At 72.8% G+C, this 19,869-nt stretch carries 16 protein-coding genes; 9 read left to right on the forward strand and 7 right to left on the reverse strand.

What is annotated here, in order from left to right:
• Positions 1-66: 66 nt before the first annotated feature.
• Together ACZ4EF_RS01530 and ACZ4EF_RS01535 are read right to left on the reverse strand one after the other, a co-directional pair.
• Positions 67-2,436, reverse strand: a complete 2,370-nt coding sequence (locus tag ACZ4EF_RS01530) for a tetratricopeptide repeat protein (RefSeq protein WP_467502191.1) — start codon at positions 2,434-2,436, stop codon at positions 67-69.
• Positions 2,437-2,559: 123 nt separating this feature from the next.
• Entirely contained in the window at positions 2,560-3,840 is a 1,281-nt protein-coding gene (locus ACZ4EF_RS01535) for a hypothetical protein (protein WP_355336355.1), read from the reverse strand.
• A 621-nt stretch (positions 3,841-4,461) separates the two neighbouring features.
• Here ACZ4EF_RS01535 and ACZ4EF_RS01540 point away from each other — a divergent pair.
• Together ACZ4EF_RS01540 and ACZ4EF_RS01545 are read left to right on the forward strand one after the other, a co-directional pair.
• Positions 4,462-7,707 (forward strand): helix-turn-helix transcriptional regulator, encoded by a 3,246-nt coding sequence (locus ACZ4EF_RS01540; RefSeq protein WP_467502193.1) that lies wholly within the window; start codon positions 4,462-4,464, stop codon positions 7,705-7,707.
• 175 nt (positions 7,708-7,882) lie between these two features.
• Positions 7,883-8,236 carry a beta/gamma crystallin domain-containing protein gene (locus ACZ4EF_RS01545; protein WP_355336359.1) on the forward strand — a complete coding sequence of 118 codons (354 nt, stop codon included), beginning with the start codon at positions 7,883-7,885 and terminating at the stop codon, positions 8,234-8,236.
• An 83-nt stretch (positions 8,237-8,319) separates the two neighbouring features.
• On the opposite strand, the gene ACZ4EF_RS01550 is transcribed toward ACZ4EF_RS01545, so the two are convergent.
• Genes ACZ4EF_RS01550 through ACZ4EF_RS01560 form a run of 3 tightly spaced genes read right to left on the reverse strand, consistent with a single transcriptional unit; the run spans position 8,320 to position 10,363 of the window.
• The gene (locus ACZ4EF_RS01550) at positions 8,320-9,219 is read right to left on the reverse strand and encodes a TIGR03619 family F420-dependent LLM class oxidoreductase (protein WP_391162541.1); all 900 of its coding nucleotides are present in this window, start codon (positions 9,217-9,219) and stop codon (positions 8,320-8,322) included.
• Between the two features lie 23 nt (positions 9,220-9,242).
• Complete coding sequence (locus ACZ4EF_RS01555; RefSeq protein WP_355336363.1) at positions 9,243-9,488, reverse strand: DUF397 domain-containing protein; 246 nt, start codon at positions 9,486-9,488, stop codon at positions 9,243-9,245.
• Positions 9,485-10,363 carry a helix-turn-helix domain-containing protein gene (locus ACZ4EF_RS01560; RefSeq protein ID WP_402710596.1) on the reverse strand — a complete coding sequence of 293 codons (879 nt, stop codon included), beginning with the start codon at positions 10,361-10,363 and terminating at the stop codon, positions 9,485-9,487. Before ACZ4EF_RS01560 ends, ACZ4EF_RS01555 begins: the two co-directional genes overlap by 4 nt.
• 160 nt (positions 10,364-10,523) lie before the next feature.
• Here ACZ4EF_RS01560 and ACZ4EF_RS01565 point away from each other — a divergent pair, with 160 nt between their 5' ends.
• Complete coding sequence (locus tag ACZ4EF_RS01565) at positions 10,524-10,988, forward strand: ATP-binding protein (RefSeq protein ID WP_355336365.1); 465 nt, start codon at positions 10,524-10,526, stop codon at positions 10,986-10,988.
• Between the two features lie 24 nt (positions 10,989-11,012).
• Positions 11,013-12,284, forward strand: coding sequence for a lanthionine synthetase LanC family protein (locus tag ACZ4EF_RS01570; protein ID WP_467502196.1), 1,272 nt, complete (start codon positions 11,013-11,015; stop codon positions 12,282-12,284).
• Between the two features lie 7 nt (positions 12,285-12,291).
• Here ACZ4EF_RS01570 and ACZ4EF_RS01575 read toward each other — a convergent pair whose 3' ends face one another.
• Entirely contained in the window at positions 12,292-13,743 is a 1,452-nt protein-coding gene (locus tag ACZ4EF_RS01575) for an amidase (protein WP_467502198.1), read from the reverse strand.
• A gap of 160 nt (positions 13,744-13,903) precedes the next feature.
• On the opposite strand from ACZ4EF_RS01575, the gene ACZ4EF_RS01580 reads away from it, so the two are divergent.
• From ACZ4EF_RS01580 to ACZ4EF_RS01595, 4 genes are all read left to right on the forward strand, one after another.
• The gene (locus ACZ4EF_RS01580) at positions 13,904-14,392 is read left to right on the forward strand and encodes a MarR family winged helix-turn-helix transcriptional regulator (protein WP_355336369.1); all 489 of its coding nucleotides are present in this window, start codon (positions 13,904-13,906) and stop codon (positions 14,390-14,392) included.
• The gene (locus ACZ4EF_RS01585; RefSeq protein WP_467502200.1) at positions 14,389-15,771 is read left to right on the forward strand and encodes an MFS transporter; all 1,383 of its coding nucleotides are present in this window, start codon (positions 14,389-14,391) and stop codon (positions 15,769-15,771) included. Before ACZ4EF_RS01580 ends, ACZ4EF_RS01585 begins: the two co-directional genes overlap by 4 nt.
• Positions 15,772-15,908: 137 nt before the next feature.
• Positions 15,909-16,328, forward strand: coding sequence for a YciI family protein (locus ACZ4EF_RS01590; protein WP_188285869.1), 420 nt, complete (start codon positions 15,909-15,911; stop codon positions 16,326-16,328).
• 95 nt (positions 16,329-16,423) lie between these two features.
• Positions 16,424-17,806: an RNA polymerase sigma factor gene (locus tag ACZ4EF_RS01595; protein ID WP_467502202.1), complete on the forward strand. Its 1,383-nt coding sequence runs from the start codon at positions 16,424-16,426 to the stop codon at positions 17,804-17,806.
• A gap of 146 nt (positions 17,807-17,952) precedes the next feature.
• Here ACZ4EF_RS01595 and ACZ4EF_RS01600 read toward each other — a convergent pair whose 3' ends face one another.
• Positions 17,953-18,987 carry a medium chain dehydrogenase/reductase family protein gene (locus ACZ4EF_RS01600; RefSeq protein WP_355336371.1) on the reverse strand — a complete coding sequence of 345 codons (1,035 nt, stop codon included), beginning with the start codon at positions 18,985-18,987 and terminating at the stop codon, positions 17,953-17,955.
• Between the two features lie 159 nt (positions 18,988-19,146).
• Here ACZ4EF_RS01600 and ACZ4EF_RS01605 point away from each other — a divergent pair, with 159 nt between their 5' ends.
• Positions 19,147-19,824 (forward strand): TetR/AcrR family transcriptional regulator, encoded by a 678-nt coding sequence (locus ACZ4EF_RS01605; RefSeq protein WP_467502205.1) that lies wholly within the window; start codon positions 19,147-19,149, stop codon positions 19,822-19,824.
• The last annotated feature ends 45 nt before the right edge of the window (positions 19,825-19,869 follow it).

Consider the following 19,869-nt stretch of genomic DNA (forward strand, 5'->3'; position numbering starts at 1 on the left):
GGTAGAGCCCGGGCCCCACACCCGCCTCCAACTCCGGTACGGAGGCGGGCGCCTCGGCGGACGCGGTCACGCCGCGCCCTCCCGGCCGCTCGGTACCGACTCCCGGCCGCCCGCTGCCGACTCCCCGTCGCCCGGCACGAACTCCCGCATCCGCTCGGCGATCTCCTCCACGAAGGGCGACGCGTCGCCCTCCCCGTAGGCCGCCAGGTGGTCGCGCCAGTCGGCGAAGGCGCCGTCCGTCTCGCCGAGCGCGAGGCGTACGGCGCCGCGCCGGTAGAGCAGGTCGGGGTCCTCGTCGGCGAGCGCCGGGATCGCGATGTCCAGGTCGGCCAGGGCCCGTTCGTACGCGCCCAGGTCGTACAGCGCCAGCGCCCGGTTGCCGCGCAGCACCGGGTCGTCGGCCAGCTCGATCGCGTGGTCCAGATCGTCCACGGCCTCCGGCAGCCGCCCGGCGGAGTACGAGAGCACGGCCCGGTTGACCCAGGCGGCCACGAACGACGGGTCGGACTCCAGGGCGGCGGTGAAACTGGTGAAGGCCGCGTCGACCTGCTCGGACTCGGCCAGCAGAGTCCCCTGCGCGCACAGCAGGTTGGCGTTCTTGGAGTCCAGCGCGAGGCCCGCCTCGACGTCCGCTGTCGCCTGCTCGATCTCCCCGAGCGCCATCAGCAGGTCGGCCCGGTTGACGAGGGTGTCGACGTGGCCGGGGTCGAGGATCGCCGCGTAGTCCAGATCGCGCAGCGCGGCTTCCTCGTCGCCCAACTCCCGCAGCAGATCGGCCCGGTTGAAGTGCGCCTCGTGGAACGGCGGGCTGAGCCGGATCGCCTCGGCGTAGTCGGCGAGCGCCGCGTCGAACTGCCCGTTGGCGCGCCGCCCTCCGGCCCGCTCGAAGTAGTAGTCGCCGTAGTCGGGGTCGCGGCTGATCACCAGGTCGTAGTCGGCGAGCGAGCCCTCGTGGTCGCCGCGCGCGGCCAGGATCTGCGCGCGGTTGTAGCGCAGCACCGAGCGGTGCAGAAGCTGCTCGTCCGGGCCGAGATCCTCGTCCGTCATCGCGATGGCGTCGTTGACCAGCGCCAGCGCCGCGTCCAGGTCGGCGCGGTGCAGCTCGACCAGCGCCTTCGCGTTCCGCATGAAGGCGCCCACGAAGACCCGGCGGTGCGGGTCCGGGTTCCAGTCCGCGATGGCGATCGCGGTGTTGACCCACTCCAGCGCCCGCATCTCGTCGTGCATGCCCTTGGGCAGGTGGCGGGTGTAGAGCATCGCCATCATGTAGCAGCTATTCATGTGGATCTCGGGCTCGGTGCTGCCCGACCGCAGCTCGGCGAAGTACGAGAAGCCCTTCTCGCCGCGCCGCAGATACGACAGGCACGCGCCGATCTTGTTGGTGAGGTTCCAGTACGGCTTGGGCCGCGCGTCGCCGAACAGCGCCCGCCCGCGCTGCGAGATCTCCAGCGCCGCCTCGTAGAAGCCGCTGTCGAAGCAGGACTCGCAGGCGTCCACGAAGGCGGTGCCCGCCCCGGCCGCCGGGTCGGTGCCGTGCTCCAGGTGGTACAGGTGCGCGCCCAACGACACACCCGGCTCGGCGCGTTCGGCCAGCAGCTCCGCGCGGGCGCTGTGCCGGGCGGCCCGCTCGGCCGGGTCCAACGCCTCGTAGGCGGCGATCAGTCGCGGGTCCTTGCTGGTGCCGTCCGCGTCGATGAAGAGCTGCGCGAGATCGGCGCCCTCCAGGTGCTCGTCCAGGTGCTCGTCCGGCCGCTCGGCAGGCCGCTCGTCCGGGGTCCCGGCCGCTTCCGGCGCGGCCCGGTCGGCGTACGTGCGCAGCGCCTGCCCCAACTCGTCGTCGGCGAGACCGTCCGTCTCCACGACCAGCCGCAGGACGGTCGGGTCGCAGCGCCGCAGCAGGACGGAGACCAGCTCACGGTCGGTGGGGTCGGCGTCGTCCAGCTCACGGAAGCGGATCACCGTACCGCCGGGGCGGACGGTACGCGCCCAGTCCGTCAGCAGCTCGGCGACGCCGTGCGAGACGCGCAGCGTACGGGCGACGGAGTAGAAGCGGGTGCGCTCGGCGCGGCTGGCGAGTGCGGTCAGCGTCTGCGGCGCGATCGGCACCCGGGGTGCCAGGTCGGGTGCCAGCGAGATCACCTCGGTGGCCCGCGCGGCAATGAACTCGTCGTGCTCGCCCGCCAGTTCGGGGATCACCGCGCGCAGCAGGGCCCCGCCCCCGGTGTACGGGCCCCGCAGCCGGCGGTGACAGCGCACGTCGATGTCGGGCTCGGGCGCGGGCGGGAGGTCGCCGTACGTGACGGAACCGGCCGGGTCGGCGGGGTCGGCGGCGGTGCCGGTGGCGGCGACCCAGCAGTGCCGAGGCGGGGACGAGGTCATGAAGTGCTCCTTGTGGTCCTGGAGTTCCTGGGAGTTCCTGAGGTTCGTGGAGTTCATGCGAGCCGAGCGGGGCGAGCGAACAAAGCGGGGCGAGCGAACAAAGCGGGGCGAGCGAACAAAGCGTGGTGAGCGAACAAAGCGGGGGAAGCGAGCCGAGCGCTCCAAGAGGAAAGGCGTGCTTTAAGCGACGCCTGCGATTTCCGGCTCCTGGCCGTTCGGGCCCTGCTCCTCTTCCCGTTCCGAATCCCCACGGGATTCCTTCGCGGCGCGCCGGTCCCGTACTGTCACGTAAAGCAGCAGCCCGAACTGGAGTGCGGTGAGGCCGACGAAGCTGATCGCGTCGAGAATCCCGCTGGTGGCCGTCCCGGAATCGCTGAAGCGGTTGTTGATCTGCGACCAGAAGTGCACGGTGGTCGGAATCCCCGCCCACAGCAGGCTGCCGAGCGAGAATCCGTAACCGACCACCAGCATCGGCGCGTACCAGCGCGCCATCCGCCGGTCGCGGTCGGACCATTCGGCGTCGGGGTCGGCCACCGGGGGCGGCCTGCGCGTCCAGCGGCGGAAGAGCGTACGCACCTGGAAGCGGGCGGCGTTCTGGAGGTCGGAGCAGCGCAGGGCGTTGGTGAGGACGTAGTAGAGGTCGGTCTCCAGGTAGAACATGAACTGCCACAGCAGCCGCATCACACACGTGAAGGAGATCGCCAGCATCAGGGCGGAGAGCCACGCGGGGCCGTGTCCGCGCAGCGCCACGGCCAGCAGCGTCAGGCCCGAGATCAGCACGGCGTCGGCCAGCATCCCGGCCACGAACGGCAGATAGCGCCGCTTGCGCTCCACGCTGAACAGCGAGTCCAGCCGGGTCTCGGCGACCAGGTAGTACAGCCGGCGGCTGATCGTGAGCGTGGACGGCAGCCCCAACCGCCGCCCGGACAGGGCGTGATAGCCCTCGTGCACGAGGATGCAGGGGATCTGAACGACCGTCAGGGCGATCGGGATGAGCGCGAGATGGTCGGTGAAGAACACGTCGTGGTACGAGGGCCGCAGCGACGAGTCCCTGATCATCCAGGCGGCGGCGGTCACCATCAGCGCGAGGTAGACCAGCCAGGCGGGCCAGGAGAACGTCCAGGCGCCGAGCCGCTGCCAGCGCACCGGGCCGGCCGGCTCGTCCTCGCCGTCCCCGCGCAGGAACCCCAGATCGGCCAGGACGTCGAGGAAGTCGTCCACGTCCAGCGGCTCGCCGCAGGTCCGTTCGTACCAGGCGGCCACCTCGGCCACCGGCACCCCGGCCTCCAGCATCCGCAGCGCCTCAGCGCCCTCCTCGGGGAAGACGGCGTACGAGGCGGTGTCCGGACGGCCGACCATCACGCCGTCGTCCTCGGGGATCATCGTGAGCTTGTGCAGCAGGACCGCGCCGCCGCCGCCGTCCGGCGCGGTCGTGGTGCCGTCCGACGAGGTCACGGTCATGCGGGGTGCCTCTCTACGGGGAAGTCGGTGACCGGAGCCGGTCACCGGAGCCGGGGCCTGCGCGAAGTGGTCAACAGGGCCCGGCTCCGGCGGTGTTGCTAGAGGGCCGAGCAGCAGTAGTACGCGGAGCTGGTCAGGCGGATGGTGCCGGCCTTGCGGATCGACATCTTCTTCATGGGGTTTCCTCCTCCCGGTTCCGTCGAGCGGTCTTCGGCCGCGGCTGGCCGCCGGGCCGAACCGGGCCAACTATGCGGTGGTAAAGCGCTCGCGCACGTCTGCAACATGACGTAGGCGCGTATGTGGGAATTGACTAGATGTACTCGTCCACGACCGCCGGGTGACCCCTTTTCGGCGTATACCCGTGTACGGCCGGGGACTTCACGGATTTCTGTTTGCGACAGATACGAGACCGCCGCCGGGGCGCGGCGCGGGGAATTGCGCCGGATTCCCGCCGCGTCCGGTGAGCGAACACCGTCCGCCACCAGGCACCAAACCTTCACGCGGCCTTTGCGGAACGCCCGTACCAGCCACGATGAAAATGGGCCGGTTTCGCTCCGCCCCCGATGGCAGCTTCTTCGCTTCGCCGTCGACACACCGCTGCCGCGTGCTCACACTGCGCACATGACCAAGTCAGCGCCCTTCGTCGGGCGGTACCCCGAGAAGCGCGCCGCCGTCGCCGCTTTCGACCGCGCGGCGGCCGGCCAGGCCCAACTCCTCCTCGTCACCGGCGAGGCGGGTCTCGGCAAGACCCGCCTCGTCCAAGAGCTCGCCACCCTCGTCACCACCGCCCCCCGCCACGCCCACCTCCGCACCGGCGACTCCGTCCCCCTCACCGGCCCCACCCTCGCCTACGGCCCCTTCATCGCCGCCCTCCGCGACCTCTTCGCCTCCGGCGCGGCCCCCCACCCCGCCCCCGGTGCCGCTCCCCACGAGCGCGAACCCTCGCCGGACGGCGGCGCGCGTTCGCCGGGGAGCTTCGGGGGTGCGGCCGGTCCGTCGGACGGCGGCCCGGTGGCGGACGGTGTGGGCGGTGGGCGCGGCCGTTCCGGCGCGGGGAGGGGGTCCGGCGATGCGGGGGGTGGCCCCGCGCCCGCAGCCGGGGGTGCTGCGCGCGGGCGCGGGGGCTTTGACGGGTGGGCTGAGACCGGGCCGGCTGGTGGACGGGGCGCGGCGTACGCGTTCGGTGGGGGGCGGCCGGCCACGCGGCAGCGGGTGTTCGAGCGGGTGCTGGGGGTGCTGGGGGAGATGTCGGCGCGTACGACGCTGGTGCTGGTGCTGGAGGACCTGCACTGGGCGGACGCGTCCACGCGCGATCTGCTGGCGTTTCTGGCGGTGCGGCTGAGACGACAGCCGGTGCTGATCGTGGCCACGGTGAGGGAGGAGGAGCTGACGGCGGACGCGCGGCGCTGGTTCGCGGAGCTGGGCCGATGTCCGAGGGTGACGCGGCTGCGGCTGAGCGGCTTGGCGGACGCGGAGGTCGCCGAGCTGGTGACCGCGCTGCTCCCGGCCGACGCGGACGCCGCCGACGTGGCGGGGGCCGTATCGGCGGCGGAGGGAAACCCGCTGTACGCACAGGAGTTGGCGCGGGCGGCCCGCCCCTGGCCGCCCGCGTCCATCGCGGAAGTGGTCCTCGCCCGCGTGAGCTGCGTGGACGCCGACGTCCGCGAGGTCATCGACCAGATATCCGTGACCGACGACGGCATGACACATGAACTCCTCGCCGCCACCGTCCCCTTACCCGAGCGAACGCTGCTGGCCGCCGTGCGCCGGGCCGTCGAGCAGCGCCTGCTCACCTCCACCGAGGACGGTTACGCCCTCCCGCACGGCCTGATCCGCCAGATCCTGTACGCCGATCTGCTCCCGGGCGAGCGCCGCCGCCTGCACCGCCGTTACGCGCACGCCCTCGCCGCCCGTACCGCCTCGGACCCCGCCCTCCTGGCCCGGCACTGGCACCTCGCCGACTGCCCCGCCCGCGCGGCCACTTCGGCCCTGACGGCCGCCCGCCTCGCCGTCAACGCCCGCGCGTACCCCGAGGCCCACCGCCTCTACGCCCTCGCCGTCACCCTCTCCGACCACCTCTCCGAGGCCGCCGCCACCTCTCTCTGGCCGGAGGCCGCCCGCGCGGCCAGCTACGCGGGCGAGCCCCAGAGCGCCACGGAGTACGTCACCCGCGCGCTGGCCCTGTCGGCGGGCGGCGGCCCGGCCACCCTCAACACACCACGTCACGGCCCGCGTTCGGCCGAGGCGTACCGCGCCGACGGAAGCCACGCGGCAGCCGCCGTACAAGGGCAGGCACACGCACAAGCACACGCAGAAGCGCAGGCACAGGCACACGCACAAGACCGCGCCCGCCTGCTCGAACGCCTCGGCGCCTACCGCCGCGAGGCCGGAGACCCCTGGGGCGCCATCGCCGCACTGGAAGAGGCGCAAGGGCTCCTGGCCACGGCGCCCGAGGCGACCGGCGCCCTCGAAGCCAGAGTCCTGGCGGCGGCGGCCGACATGCGCGTCCAGGTCGGCGACCCGGACGGCGCGCTGCCGCTGGCGCAACGGGCCTTACGGATGGCCGAGCGCATCGGCGCCCTCGCCGAGCACGCCCACGCCCTCACCACCCTCGGCATCGTCCGCGCCCAGCGCGGCGACCTGGAGGCGGGCCTCGAAGCCCTGTGCGCCGCACGCGACTTGGCCCGCCGTACGGACTCCGTCGAGGACGTCCTGCGCGCGGCCAGCAACCACATGTACCTGCTCTGTACGGGGGGCCGCTTCGCGGAGGCGCGCGAAGTGGCCCTGACCGGACGCCGCGCGGCCAGCGAACTCGGCGCGCCGCCCCCGCTCACCGCCGTCCTGGACTTCAACACGGCCGCGGTCCTCGTCGCCACCGGCCGCTGGCCGGAGGCCGACCAGCTCCTGGCCGAACTCGTCGGCCAGTCCAGCGCCCACATCACCCGCTATCTGCACCTGCTCCAACTGGAGTTGGCCGTCGCCCGCGGCGACCGCCGCCGCACCGCGGAACTCACCGCCGTACTCGCCGAAGCCCCCGACGACCCCCGCCTGCTCGGCCCCTGCCACGCCTGCCAGGCCGAACAGGCTCTGGACGCGGGGGAGTTGGCGACAGCCGCCGACCACGTCCTGCACGGCCTGCGGGCCGTCGGCGGCGGCGCCCTCGCCGAGGAGGAGATCCGGCTGCTCGCCGACGGCGCCCGCCTCGCCGCCGAACTCGCCCTGCTGCCGGGCCCGGTACGCCCCCACGGCCTGCCCGCCGCCTGGGACGGCTCCGCCGTGACCTTCGCCGAACGCGCCGCCGCCATCGCCGCCCGCCACTGCGGCGAACCCGTCGTCGCCGCCTTCGGCGCCCTCGCCGCGGCCGAACACTCCCGCGCCGACGGCTCCGACGACCGGGCGACCTGGCGGCAGGTCGCCGACGCCTGGCGCGCCGCCGACCAGCCCTACCGCGAGGCGTACGCACGCCTGCGCGAGGCCGGGACCGCGATCCGCGCGGGCCGCCGCGAACAGGCGGGCCGCGCCCTGGCCGCCTGCCTCGGCCTGGCCGAACCCCTGTCCGCAGCACCGCTGTTGCGCCTCGCCCACGAACTGGCCACCCGCGGCCGTCTCACCCGGCCGCCCGACCCCACGACCCGGTCCGTCGCCGCCCAGGCCCGCCTCGACCTCACCGAACGCGAGGCCCAGGTCCTCGCCCTGCTCTCCCGCGGCGAGAGCAACCGCCAGATCGCCCGCTCCCTCTACATCAGCGACCGCACCGTCGCCGTCCACGTCTCCCACATCCTGGAGAAGCTCGGCGTCCGCAACCGCACCGAAGCCGCCCTGGTCTACGCGCGTACGGACCGCCCCCGCCCCGAGCCCGCCCCGTAACCAATCGCGCCCGGAACAAACACACCTTCGCTCGATCGAGTCAAAAACCGACGACATCGCTCCGCTTGCCGCATTTGCCAGAGGCATCACGCCAGGATCAGCGGCGGGCCGCTGTCCGGCCCGGAGAAGCGAGCGAGTCGGGCCGGGTGCCGGGCTCCGTGTGAAGGGGATTTGCGTGATCTCGAAAGCCAAGAAGGTCATCGGCTCGATGACCATGGCGCTGGCCGCCGCCGCCGCGCTGACCGTCGCCGTGCCGAGCGGCCCCGCCTTCGCCATCGACCACGTCGAGTGCGTCGGCGGCGCGGACTACCTGAAGATCTACTCGCACCTCAACGGCCGTGACAGCGTGGACTGTTACGCGAATTCGGGCCGGACCGACTTCGGCGGCTGGTGGGTCGACCGGATCGTCACGGGCAACAACGACCTGATCTACTACGACGTCAACGGCGACTCGGTGCGGATCAACCGCTGGACCGACATCACGTTCCCGAACCGCCCTCCGCGGGTCAAGAGCATCCAGATCCTCTGAGCCCGCGGGCCCGCGAGCTCACGAGGGTACGAACCGGCGGCCGGGCGACGTACGGCGCCCGGCCGGGGTACCGGCTCCTCGGATCAGCCCGCGCGGACGCCGTCGAGGATCGCCAAGGCCCGCTCCACGGACTGGTCGACGCCCGCGTCGCTGTACATCGTGTCGACCATCACATGGTCGATGCCGGTACGTTCGCCCGCGGCCTTGATCACCGTCACCACCTGCTCCGTGGACGTGCCCGCCTCGATGTTGACGCGCAAGACCGCGTCGATGACGCGCGGATCGCGGCCCGCCGTCCGCGCCGCCTCGTCCACCCGCGCTCGCTGCCGGACGATGCCGTCGAAGTCCACGAAGCCCGGCACCACGCACACCGGCAGCCAGCCGTCGGCGCGTTCCCCGATCCGGCGCAGCGCCCGCCCCGAGCGCGCGCCCAGGTACACGGGCGGCCGGGGCCGCCGCGCGGGCTTCAGCGGCGCGTGGTGCAGCGGCACCGACAACCGCGCCCCGCTGTACCCGGCCGGGTCCTTCGTCCAGATCTCTTCGAGTACGTCCAGGGTCTCGTCCATCCTGGCGCCCCGCGTGGCGAAGTCCACGCCCGCGGCCTCGTACTCTTCCGGCGACCAGCCCACGCCGAACCCCGCGAGCAGGCGTCCCCCGCTGATCAGGTCAACGGTCGTGAGCGACCTGGCCAGTTGGACCGGCGGATACAGCGGCGCCACCAGTACGTGGCTGCCGAGCAGGACGCGCTCGGTGGCGCTCGCGGCCACGCCGAGCAGGACGAACGGATCGGCCGCCGCGTTCAACTCCGGCGGAATCGTGCTCCCGCCGCCGTACCCGACGCTCGGATCGACGGCGGCCAGATTCCGGTCGCCCACCCACAGGCTGGCTCCGCCCGCCGACTCGATCCCGCGCGCGAACTCGGCGGCCCGCGCGACCTCGAAAGCCTGCTTGTTGAACTGCGGCAGTGCGAATCCGACCTTCATGGCCTCCTCCTACCCCGCCAGCCTCAGAGTTGGCTCGCAAAGCTCAGGAAGTCCGCCCACTGGGCGGGGGAGAAGGCGAGTTGGGGCCCTTCCTTGTCCTTCGAGTCCCGCACGTGGACGGTGCTCGGGCAGGCCGAGACCTCTACGCAGTCACCTTCGCTGCCGCTGCTGTGGCTGGACTTGTGCCAAGTAGCCGCTACCTCGATGCAGTTGTCGCCAGAACCGCTGCTGTAACTGCTCTTGAACCAGGCCAGTTCGGGGGTGCTCATAGTTCTCCTCGAAATCGCTCCAGCAGGCCCCTGGAGTCCTCTGGGGTGAGGGCCTGCGAGCGCAGTTTTGCATACCGCATCTGGAGGATGCTGACCCCTTTCGGGTCGGAGACCAGGTGTCCTGTCTCCTGCCCCTCGACGTAGGCGAGCCATCGGTTGTCCGGCGTCTCCAGAAGCACGAGGGGCCCGTTCAGTCCTGCGTGGACCCCCGTGGTCAACGGCAGCACTTGCACCTCGATGTTCCGCCTCTCGGACAGCTCCAGGATGTGGTCGATCAACTCTCGCGTGAGGTCGGGGCCGCCTGTCTGCCGGAGAAACAGGTGCTCATCGAGGATGAAGCTGAAGGCGGTGCTCGGCCGATTCGCGAGCAGGCGTTGACGTTCTGCACGAGCCGTCCACTGTGCTTCGATCTGGCCGTCCGTCAGCGGAGGCAGGAGGCCGTTGAACAACGTTCGGGCGTATGCCTCGGTCTGCAACAGGCCCGGAAGCATGCGGCTCTCGTACGTGTACAGGGTGATCGCGCTCTTCTCCAGCCGCGCCCACTGGCGGAACCAACTGGCCAATCCGCGCTGCCGCCCGAGATGTTGGTGGGCCTTGCGTAAGGCCCCGGTGTTGCCGAGAACCGGTTCGGCGCGGTCCACGAAGTCGGCGTCGGGCATGCGTCGCCCCTGCTCGATCGAGGCGATCGTGTGTTTGGAGAAGCGCACCTGGTTGCCGAACTCCTCGCGGCTGAGGCGCGCGTGTTCCCGGAGTGCCTGGACAAACGCACCGAAGGTGCGCAAGCTGTCCGAGGTCTCGGGCTCGCTGCCGGGAGTGCCGGCACCCGTACCGGCGGAAGTTTCCGCCTCTCCCGCACCGTCCATGCCATCGGCCATCCTCGGCCACCTCCCGCGCGCCCGCCCGTTTGACCACATCGAGTCGGACAATGCTCACAGGGGGTGACGGGTACTGTCTACGGTTGGTGCGCGTACGCTGGCGCAGCGTACGCGGCGGGACCCTGGTGGGAGGGGCGGGGCCGGGGTCACATTGGGCGGTATGACAGCACCAACGATGCACGAACTCCCCGTGACCGAACGTGAGTTCAGCCAGCGGTTCAGCGCCACGCGGCGCGGGGCCCGGCTGGCGCGGCACGCGGCGTCGAACGAGCTCCACCTGTGGGGTGTCGCGCACGGCACCGAACTGGCCGAGACGGCCGCCCTGTTGGTGGCCGAGCTGGCGACCAACGCCGCCACCCACGGCCGCGTGGCCGGGCGCGACTTCGAACTCCGTATCCGCCTCACGGCGACCCTGCTCCGTATCGACGTCTCCGACGCCCGCGGGGAACGCCGTCCCCCGGACCCCGGCCAGCTCCGTCCCGCCTCCCCGCTCTCCGACTCCGGCCGGGGCCTCCTCCTGGTCGAAGCCCTCGCCACCCGCTGGTCGGTCCTCCCCCGCGACCCCGTCGGCAAGACGCTCCGCGCCGAACTCGACCTCCCCCTTCCCCTGGAAGCGGCCCCGTAGCGAGAGCGTGCCAAAGTGGGTGTGATGACGGCTGACACAACAGACGTAACAGCGGATGAGGTCGAGGAGTTGTCGGCGGACGCGCTGCGCTGGCTGCTCGGGAACGCGCGGGAGGGCGAGGACGGCGGGCTCGCCTGGACCACCACGCCCTCGGACGACGAGCCGAACGCCTCGCTCTACAGCGGTACGGCCGGTGTGATCCCCGTACTCCTCGAAGCGCGGCGGCACTTCGCGGACGACCGGTACGGCGACGCGGCCGTGCGCGCCGCCCGTAGTGTTTCCGCCGCCGTCGACGGCTGGGACGGCAGCTCGCTGTACTTCGGCCTGACCGGCATGGCGTTCGCGCTGCGGGCCGTCCACGACGAACTGGGCGCCCCGGAGGCTGCGGCAGGCGCCGCGCGGGCCCTGGACCTGGTGCGCTCCCGTTTCGACGGGACGCGCTGGGGCGTGCTGTTCGAACTCCTCGGCGGCAACGCCGGTATCGGCCTGGGCGCGTCGGCGATGGGCGACGCCGACCTGGCCGTGCTCGCCGTGGAGCCGTATCTGCGGACGGCCGAGGAGACCCCGGCGGGCGTCCACTGGGAGGTGCGCACCGACGCGGCCCCGCGCCTGCACCACATCTCGCACGGCACGCTCGGCATCGTGTACGCGCTGGCCCGCGTCGGCTCGGCGACCGGCCGCACCGACCTGGTCGAGCTGGCGCGGGCGGGCGCCGCCGACGTCGTGGCGCGCGACGAGGACGGCCCGGACGGTTTCCTCGTACCCCACTCCGACCCGCAGGACCGGCCCGAACTCATCGAGCGCTACAGCTACGGCTGGTGTCACGGACCGGCCGGTGACGCCCAGGTCTTCCGGCTGCTCCGGGACGTCCTCGACGAGCCCGCCGCCTGGCAGGCGCTCGCCGACCGCTGCTGGCACACCGTGACCCACTCCGGCCTGCCCCGCCGCCTGCGGCCCCGCTTCTGGGACAACAACGGCCGCTGCTGCGGCACCGCGGGCGTCCTCGCCCTCGCCTGCGACCGGCTGGCGGAACAGGGCGACCCCCCGGACTTCGCCCGACTCCTCGCCGCCGACCTCTCCTCCCGCGCCACCCGCGACCGCGACGGCGCCCGCTGGTCCAACATCGAGCACCGCGCCACCCCCAGCACCCTCGAACCCCACCCCGGCTGGGCCATGGGCACCGCCGGCATCGTCCGCGAACTCCTCCGCTTCACCCGCCTCACCCGCCCCGCCACCCCCACCCCCGCCTACGCCCTCCCCTGGCCCGACCACCACCCCACCACCCCGGCCCGCTGAGGCGGGGTTATGTCGGGGGGTGGAAGCCGCCGGTCAGTGGTTCGAGCAGTTCGGCCAGGCGCAGCGGGGTGCGGTCCTCGAACATCGGGCCGACGAGCTGGACGCCCACCGGCAGGCCCTCGGGGGACCGGCCCGCCGGAATCGCGGTGGCGGGCAGGCCGGGCATGGTGGGCAGACCGGCCCAGACGAGCTGGTCGAAGTACGGGTACCCGGCGCCGTCGATGTCGATCCGGCGTCGCCTCGGATCGGGGCCGTGGTCGTGCGGGAAGGCGGGGGTGGGCGTGATCGGGCAGACCACGGCGTCGAACTCGGCGAAGAACCGCCGCCAGCCGTGCCGGTGGAGCTCGCGGCGGCCGTTCGCGCCGAGCCAGTCGCGGTGGCTCAACACCATGGCGCGCAGCCGCGTCGCCTCCAGACTCTGGTCGTCCGGGCTCAATTCGGCTGCGAGGGCCCGTAGTTGCTCCTGGGCCTCGACCGGGAAGTGCGCCGTGGAACTCGACATCAGGAGCTGTGTGTAGACCACCGCGGCTTCGGCCAGATCGGGCAGCAGCGGGCTGTGCCGTTCGACGCGGGCGCCGCCGTCGGCCAGGGCGTCGGCCACCCGGCCCACGGCCGCCCGTACCGCGGCCCCGGTCGGAATGTGCGGGTGCTGGTCGAGGACCAGGACCCGGAAGTCGCCGAGCCGCTCGTGGCGCGCGGGCGGCAGCCTCACCTGGTACGCCACACCGGACGTCAGCGGGTCGGGCCCTGCCATGACGTCGAGCAGGAGCGCGAGGTCGCGCGCGGAGCGCGCCATCGGGCCGACGACGGCGAGGTCGAGGTCGACCGGCAGCGCCGGTGCGGGCGGCTGGGCCATGCCGCGGTTCGCCGCCAGCCCGAGCGTCGGCTTGTGCGCGTAGATCCCGCAGAAATGCGCGGGGGTGCGCAGCGAACCGGCGATGTCCGAGCCGATGGACAGCGCGCCGAAGCCGGACGCGAGGGCCGCCGCCGATCCGCCGGAGGAGCCACCCGACGTGCGGCCGTGGTCCCACGGGTTGTTGGTGGTGCCGTAGATCTCGTTGAAGCTCTGGATGTCCTGGAGCCCGACCGGCACATTGGTCTTGCCGAGCACCACCGCGCCCGCGGCCCTGAGCCGCGACACCTGCACCGCGTCCTCGGCCGGCAAGTGGTTCCGGTGCTGCCGCATGCCCCAGGTCGTGGGGAGCCCGGCCACGTCGTACGACTCCTTGACCGTCACGGGAATGCCGAGCAGCGGCCGGTCCTCGCCGCGGGCCCGCGCCGCGTCGGCCTCCCGCGCGGCGGCCCGCGCACGGTCGAAGTCCGGCACGCAGATCGCGTTGACCGCCTCGTCGTCCCGCTCGATACGGGCTATCGCCTCGTCGGTCAGTTCCGCCGAGGTCACGTCACCGGCGCGCAGGGCGGCACTGAGTTCTTCCGCCGTCTGAAAGCTTCTGTCCATGCCAGGGACCGTACGGGCGGTCGGCTGGAGCCACGAAATGTCGATTCGGGCAAGGGAAAGCCGCCCCGATCTCCGGGGTCCGGGGGCCACTTCGCGGCTGGCCCCGGCGCGCCCGGAGCCGTAGCCTCCGCAATTGTCGCAGCGCTGTTATATTAGCGCTGTGACAACTTCTGATCCCACCGCGCTCCCCGACCCCTGGCACACCCTGCACGAGCTGCTGGCGGCCATGGACGCCGAGATCGAGCAGCTCTACGTCGAGCGCGGCATCACGGGCGTACGGCCCCGGTTCGCGTATCCGCTGATCCGGCTCGCGCACACCGGCCCGCTGACCATCCGCGAGCTGGCGAAGTCCCTGAACCGCTCGCACTCCGCGATCAGCCAGACCGTCGCCGCCATGCGCAAGGAGGACCTGGTCACCTCGGAGCCCGGCCCCGACGCCCGCACCCGGCGGATCGACCTGACCGAACGCGGCCGGTCGCTCGTACCGTTCCTGGAGGCGGAGTGGCGCGCCACCCACGAGACCGTCGCCGAACTGGACGCCGAGGTGCCGTACGCCATGACCGCCGTCGTCGAGGAGGTGCGGCGCGCGCTGGAACACCGGTCGATGCGCCAGCGCATCCTCAACCGCCTTGTCGAGCCGCCGAAGTGAGCGGACGGATACGCGTCCGGTTCCTCGACACCCGTCCGCTGCGCGGCAGTCAGCCCTTCCGCGATCTGTGGATCGGCACGTCCGTCTCCCAACTCGGCGGCCAGATAGCCAATGTGGCCGTCCTCGCCCAGGTCTGGGACCTCACCGGCAGCCCGGTCGGCACCGGCGCGATCGGGCTCGCCACCGGCCTGCCGATGCTGCTCTTCGGGCTGCTCGGCGGCGCGTTGGCCGACACCGTCGACCGCCGCGCGCTCGTACGCGCCACCACCACGGGCCAACTCCTGGTCGCCGCCGCCCTGTGCGCCCAGGCCCTGGCCCACAACAGGAACGTCCTGCTCCTGCTCGCCCTCGTCGCCCTGGCCACCGTCTTCAGCGCGCTCGGCGCTCCCGCCCGGCGCACCTTTCCCGTCCGGCTGCTGCCCGGCGACCAGGTCGCGGCCGGTCTCGCCCTCACCAACGTCTCCTTCCAGGCCGCGATGCTGGCCGGGCCCGCCGCGGCCGGACTGATCATCGCCCGTTGGGATTTCCCCGCCGCGTACGGGATGCAGGCCGTGGCCATGGCGGTCTCGATGCTCGCGGTGATTCGCCTGCCGGCGATGCGGCCGGAGGGGGGTGAGGGGACGGCGTCCGAGAGGGGCGGTGGCTGGCGTCGGCGCGCGAAGGGCGGTGGGCTTGGGCGCGCGCTCGGGAAGGGCGGCGGGCGGCGGCGTGCCGAGCGCGGCGGGTGGCGGATCGTCCTGCGCCGACCCACCCTCTGGGGCTCGATGGCCACCGACCTGGCCGCGACGCTCCTCGCCATGCCCGTGGCGCTCTTCCCCCTCGTCAACGAGATCCGCTTCGGCGGCAACCCGCGGACCCTCGGCCTGTTCCTCTCGGCCGTCGCGGTCGGGGGCATCACGGCCGGTCTGCTCTCCGGCACGGTGACCCGCTGGCGGCGCGGCGGCCTCGTACAGCTCTCCGCCGCCGTGGTCTGGGGCCTGGCGCTGGCCGGGTTCGGGCTGGCGGGGCCTTTGTGGCTGGCGCTCGGCTGCCTGGCCGCGGCGGGGGCCGCCGACACCGTGTCCGTCGTCACGCGCAGCGCCCTGGTCCAGTGGGAGACGCCGGACGCGTACCGGGGGCGGGTCTCCTCCGTGGAGCACGTGATCGGTGTCGCGGGGCCCGAACTCGGCAATTTCCGGGGCGGTCTGCTGGCCTCGGCCACCTCCGCCCCGTTCTCCCTGGTCCTCGGCGGGGTGTCCGCCGTCCTGGCGGTGCTGGCCGTGGCCGCGACGAACGCGCCGCTGCGGGCGTACCGCACGCCGTCCCACGGCGGTGCGGACACCGACGCCGGGCCGGTCCCGGACGCCGACCTGGCGGTGGCCTCCGGCCAGGTCCCGTGAATTCTCCGAATTCGATCCGGCCGCCGTGTCGATCCGCTCCCGCGCCGTTCGACCTTGGGGGTGAGAGGGTCGGAAAACGGCCCCCGGAGCGCGTCAGCGCTGAACGCACGGAACAGAACAGAGTGGAGACAGCCGTCATGGCGAAGTACATGCTGATCATGCGTGGTACGGACGAGTCCGTCGCGAAGATGATGGAGACCCCGTTCGACGAGATGCTGGAGACGGTCGGCCGGTTCAACGAAGAGCTGATCCGGGCCGGGGTCCTGGTGGCGGCGGAGGGGCTCGACGACCCGGGCCAGGGGGTCGTGGTCGACTTCAGCGGTGAGGCGCCGGTGGTCACCGACGGCCCGTACGGCGAGACGAAGGAGCTGTTCGGCGGCTTCTACCTGATCGACGTGGCCTCGAAGGAGGAAGCGGTCGAGTGGGCGAAGCGGCTGCCCGCCGTCGCCGGTTCGAAGTGCGAGGTGCGCCGGGTGCCGAGCATCGAGGAGTTCCCGCAGGACAACGAGTGGATCACCAAGGAGCGGGCGTGGCGCGAGCGGACGGGCCAGATCTGAGCGGGCCGGATCTGAGCGGACCGGTTCCTGACGGGCCGGATCTGAGCGGACCGGTTCCTGACGGGGTGGCTCTGAGCGGACCGGTTCCTGACGGGGTGGCTCGGGGCGGGTCGGCTCCCGGCGGACCGGCCCCCGGCGGGTCGGCTCCCGACGGACCGGCTCCCCGCAGTACGGAGGCCGCGCGCCGCGCCGTCGAGGCCGTCTGGCGGATCGAGTCGGCCCGCGTCGTCGCGGCCCTGGCCCGTTACACCGGGGACTTCGAACTGGCCGAGGACGTGGCGCAGGAGGCCCTGGCCGAGGCGCTGGTCGGCTGGTCACGCGACGGCACACCGGCGAACCCGGTGGGCTGGCTGCTCGCGACCGGGCGGCGGCGGGCGATCGACGCCTTCCGCCGCCGCTCGGCGCTGGACCAGCGGTACGCGCTGCTCGCGGGGGAGGCGGCCGAGGACGCGGGTACGGGCGTCGCCACGGGAAGGGCCGCGGGCCCGGATACGGGTGTGGGCTCGGCGGCCGACGCCGACCTGCCCTGGGACCCGGACCGTATCGACGACGACATCCTGGCCCTGATGTTCATCTCCTGCCATCCGGTCCTCTCGCCCGAGGCCCGCGTGGCCCTGACCCTGCGCGCGGTGGGCGGCCTGGCCAGCGAGGAGATCGCGCGCGCCTTCCTGGTGCCGGTGCCGACCGTCCAGGCGCGGATCACCCGTGCGAAACGTACGATCGCCGCCGCCGAGGTCCCGTTCGCCCTGCCCCCGGCCGAGGAACGCCGGGAACGGCTCGGCGGCGTCCTCAGCGTGCTCTACGTCATCTTCACCGAGGGGTCGACCGCGACGTCCGGCGACGACCTCCTCCGCCCCGACCTGGCCTACGAGGCGATCCGGCTCACCCGCGTACTGGCCGCCCTGCTGCCGCGCGAGCCCGAGGTGCACGGTCTGCTCGCCCTCTGCGAACTGACCGCCGCCCGCTTCCCCGCCCGCACAGGCCCCGACGGCGAGGCCGTACTCCTGGAGGACCAGAACCGGCGCCTGTGGGACCGCTCGGCGATCCGCCGTGGCCGGGCGGCTCTCGAACGCGCCTCCACCGTCGGGCGCGGCCTCGGCCCGTACGGCCTCCAGGCGGCCATCGCGGCCTGCCACGCCTCCGCGCCCTCCGTCGCCGCGACCGACTGGGAACGGATCGTCGTGCTCTACGAAGCCCTCGGCCGTATCGCCCCCTCGCCGGTCGTGGACCTCAACCGCGCGGTCGCCGTCGCGATGGCCCACGGGCCGCAGCCCGCCCTCGACCTCGTCGACGAACTCGCCGCCGCCGGTCACCTCTCCCATTCCCATCTCCTCCCCACCGTGCGGGGTGAACTCCTCGCCCGCCTCGGCCGCACCGCCGAAGCCCGCGCCGCACTCCACCTCGCAGCCCGCCACTGCCCCAACACCCGCGAACGCGCCTTGCTGCTCCGCAAGGCCGATGCCCTGCCGATGCCGTGACCCCGTCCGGGCGTCAGCGGTGCGTCGGGGCGTCAGCGGTGCGTCGGTGGCGGGGTCGGGGTGGGTGGCGGTGCCGGTGCCGGGGTTGAGGGGCGGTGCCGGTGCCGGACCGGCCGGGCCCTTGCTCGACCGGGGCGGCGGGCGCGTCACGCCGTGAGGACGACCTTCCCGGCGACCGTCCCCGACTCGGCCAGCCGGACCGCCTCCGCCACGCGTGCCAGCGGCAGTTGGGCCGCGACCCGGGCGGTGACGTCGCCGCGCTGGAGCGCGGCGAAGACCTCGGTGAGGTCGGCGCGCAGCCGGGCCCGGAAGCGGTCCTTGGCCAGGGCCTTTCCGGCCCAGAGGTTGTAGAAGTAGGCGCGGCGGCCGTTGGGCAGCGTGTTCCAGACCCAGACGCGGGCGATGATCTTGAGCACGGGCCACTGCTTGGAGCCCTCGTCGTTGAGCGTGGACGCGGTGCCGTAGGAGACGAGCGTGCCGCCGGGCGCGAGAAGCCGCCACGAGTCGACGACGCCCCGGCCGCCGACGTGGTCGAAGACGGCGTCCACCCCGCCGGGCGCGAGGGCGCGGACCTGGGCGGCGACGTCGCCCGCGCGGTAGTCGACCGGTGTGACGCCGCGCTCCCTGAGCGCGTCGTGGTGCCGTACGGACGCCGTGCCGATCACCTTGACGCCCGCGACCCGCGCCAGTTCGACCAGGACGGAGCCGACGCCGCCGTTCGCGCCGAGCACGAGGACGGTCTGTCCTGCGCGGACGCGCGCCTTGCGGTGCAGCATCTGCCATGCGGTGGCGCCGTTGACCACCATCGCCTCGGCCTCCGCCGCGCCGACCCCCTCGGGCACCGGGACGGTGTCGGCGGCGTCGACCACCACGTGGCTGGCCCAGCCGCCGGTCTTGGTGAGCGCGGCGACCCGCGTGCCGACCAGGTCCGTGCCGACGCCCTCGCCCGCCGCCTGCACGGTGCCGACCAGGTCGTAACCCGGCACGAAGGGGAACGGCGGCTGGTCGTAGTAGCGGCCCCTGCGCATCTGCTGCTCGGCGAAGGAGACGCCGGTGGCCTCCATCCGCACCACGACCTGGCCGGGGCCCGGCGTGGGGACGGCGCCGTGCCTGACCTGGAGGCCCTCCGGCTCGACCTTGCCGGGCAGGACGACCTCGGTGAGTTCTTCGGTGGTGTTCATGGCGGCCTCCGCTGCGAGCTGCTCGTTACTGACGTTTGCGTTCGTTAGAAGTTCTAACACCTCACGATCGGGAGTGTCAATAGCGTTCGTGATAGCCTCTAACTAACGGGAACGCGGGCACGACGTACGGGCACGTCGTACGGGAAGGAGGCAAGGCCAGTGGCTGAACCGGGTACGACCACCAGCACCCCGCGCGAGCGGTACCGGGCCCAGGTCCGCGAGGAGGTCAAGAAACACGCGTGGGAGCAGATCGCGACGGCGGGCGCCTCAGCGCTCTCCCTCAACGCCATCGCCAAACAGATGGGCATGAGCGGCCCCGCGCTCTACCGCTACTTCGCCGGGCGCGACGAACTCATCACCGAACTGGTCAGGGACGGCTACCGCAGCCTCGCCGACACCTTCCTCAGCGTCCACGCCGCCGCCTCGGCCTACGACTCCCGGCCCGAGCTGGTGGCCCTCGCCCACGCCCTGCGCGGCTGGGCCCTGGAGGACCCGCACCGCTACTTCCTCCTCTACGGCACGCCCGTCCCCGGCTACCACGCCCCCGACGACATCACCGGCATCGCGTCCGAGATCATGGCCGTCCTCCTGGACGCCTGCGTCGCCCTCGACCCCGACGCCACCGCCCCCGTCACCCCCTTCGACACCCACCTCGCCACCCGCCGCGCATGGGCCGACCCCCACCCCGCCCCCACCACCGCCCTCCACCGCGCCCTCACCTGCTGGACCCGCCTCCACGGCGTCCTCTCCCTCGAAGCCGCCGGCCACTTCACCGGCATGTCCCTCGACCCCGCCCAGCTCTACGAAGCCGAACTCCACGCCCTCCTCAAACCCTGAGCTCACCGCCGCGCCAGGGCAGTTGGACCTATTCTGGGAATCGGC

It is taken from the genome of Streptomyces sp. NPDC025721 (assembly GCF_055558595.1).

Excerpts from the sequence above, each read along its gene's own strand:
- ACZ4EF_RS01565 (WP_355336365.1), top strand. The coding sequence starts at position 10,524 with ATGACAGCACCAACGATGCACGAACTCCCCGTGACCGAACGTGAGTTC.
- ACZ4EF_RS01535 (WP_355336355.1), bottom strand. The coding sequence starts at position 3,840 with ATGACCGTGACCTCGTCGGACGGCACCACGACCGCGCCGGACGGCGGC.
- ACZ4EF_RS01530 (WP_467502191.1), bottom strand. The coding sequence starts at position 2,436 with ATGAACTCCACGAACCTCAGGAACTCCCAGGAACTCCAGGACCACAAG.
- ACZ4EF_RS01555 (WP_355336363.1), bottom strand. The coding sequence starts at position 9,488 with ATGAGCACCCCCGAACTGGCCTGGTTCAAGAGCAGTTACAGCAGCGGT.
- ACZ4EF_RS01590 (WP_188285869.1), top strand. The coding sequence starts at position 15,909 with ATGGCGAAGTACATGCTGATCATGCGTGGTACGGACGAGTCCGTCGCG.
- ACZ4EF_RS01570 (WP_467502196.1), top strand. The coding sequence starts at position 11,013 with ATGACGGCTGACACAACAGACGTAACAGCGGATGAGGTCGAGGAGTTG.
- ACZ4EF_RS01550 (WP_391162541.1), bottom strand. The coding sequence starts at position 9,219 with ATGAAGGTCGGATTCGCACTGCCGCAGTTCAACAAGCAGGCTTTCGAG.
- ACZ4EF_RS01600 (WP_355336371.1), bottom strand. The coding sequence starts at position 18,987 with ATGAACACCACCGAAGAACTCACCGAGGTCGTCCTGCCCGGCAAGGTC.
- ACZ4EF_RS01540 (WP_467502193.1), top strand. The coding sequence starts at position 4,462 with ATGACCAAGTCAGCGCCCTTCGTCGGGCGGTACCCCGAGAAGCGCGCC.
- ACZ4EF_RS01560 (WP_402710596.1), bottom strand. The coding sequence starts at position 10,363 with ATGGCCGATGGCATGGACGGTGCGGGAGAGGCGGAAACTTCCGCCGGT.
- ACZ4EF_RS01575 (WP_467502198.1), bottom strand. The coding sequence starts at position 13,743 with ATGGACAGAAGCTTTCAGACGGCGGAAGAACTCAGTGCCGCCCTGCGC.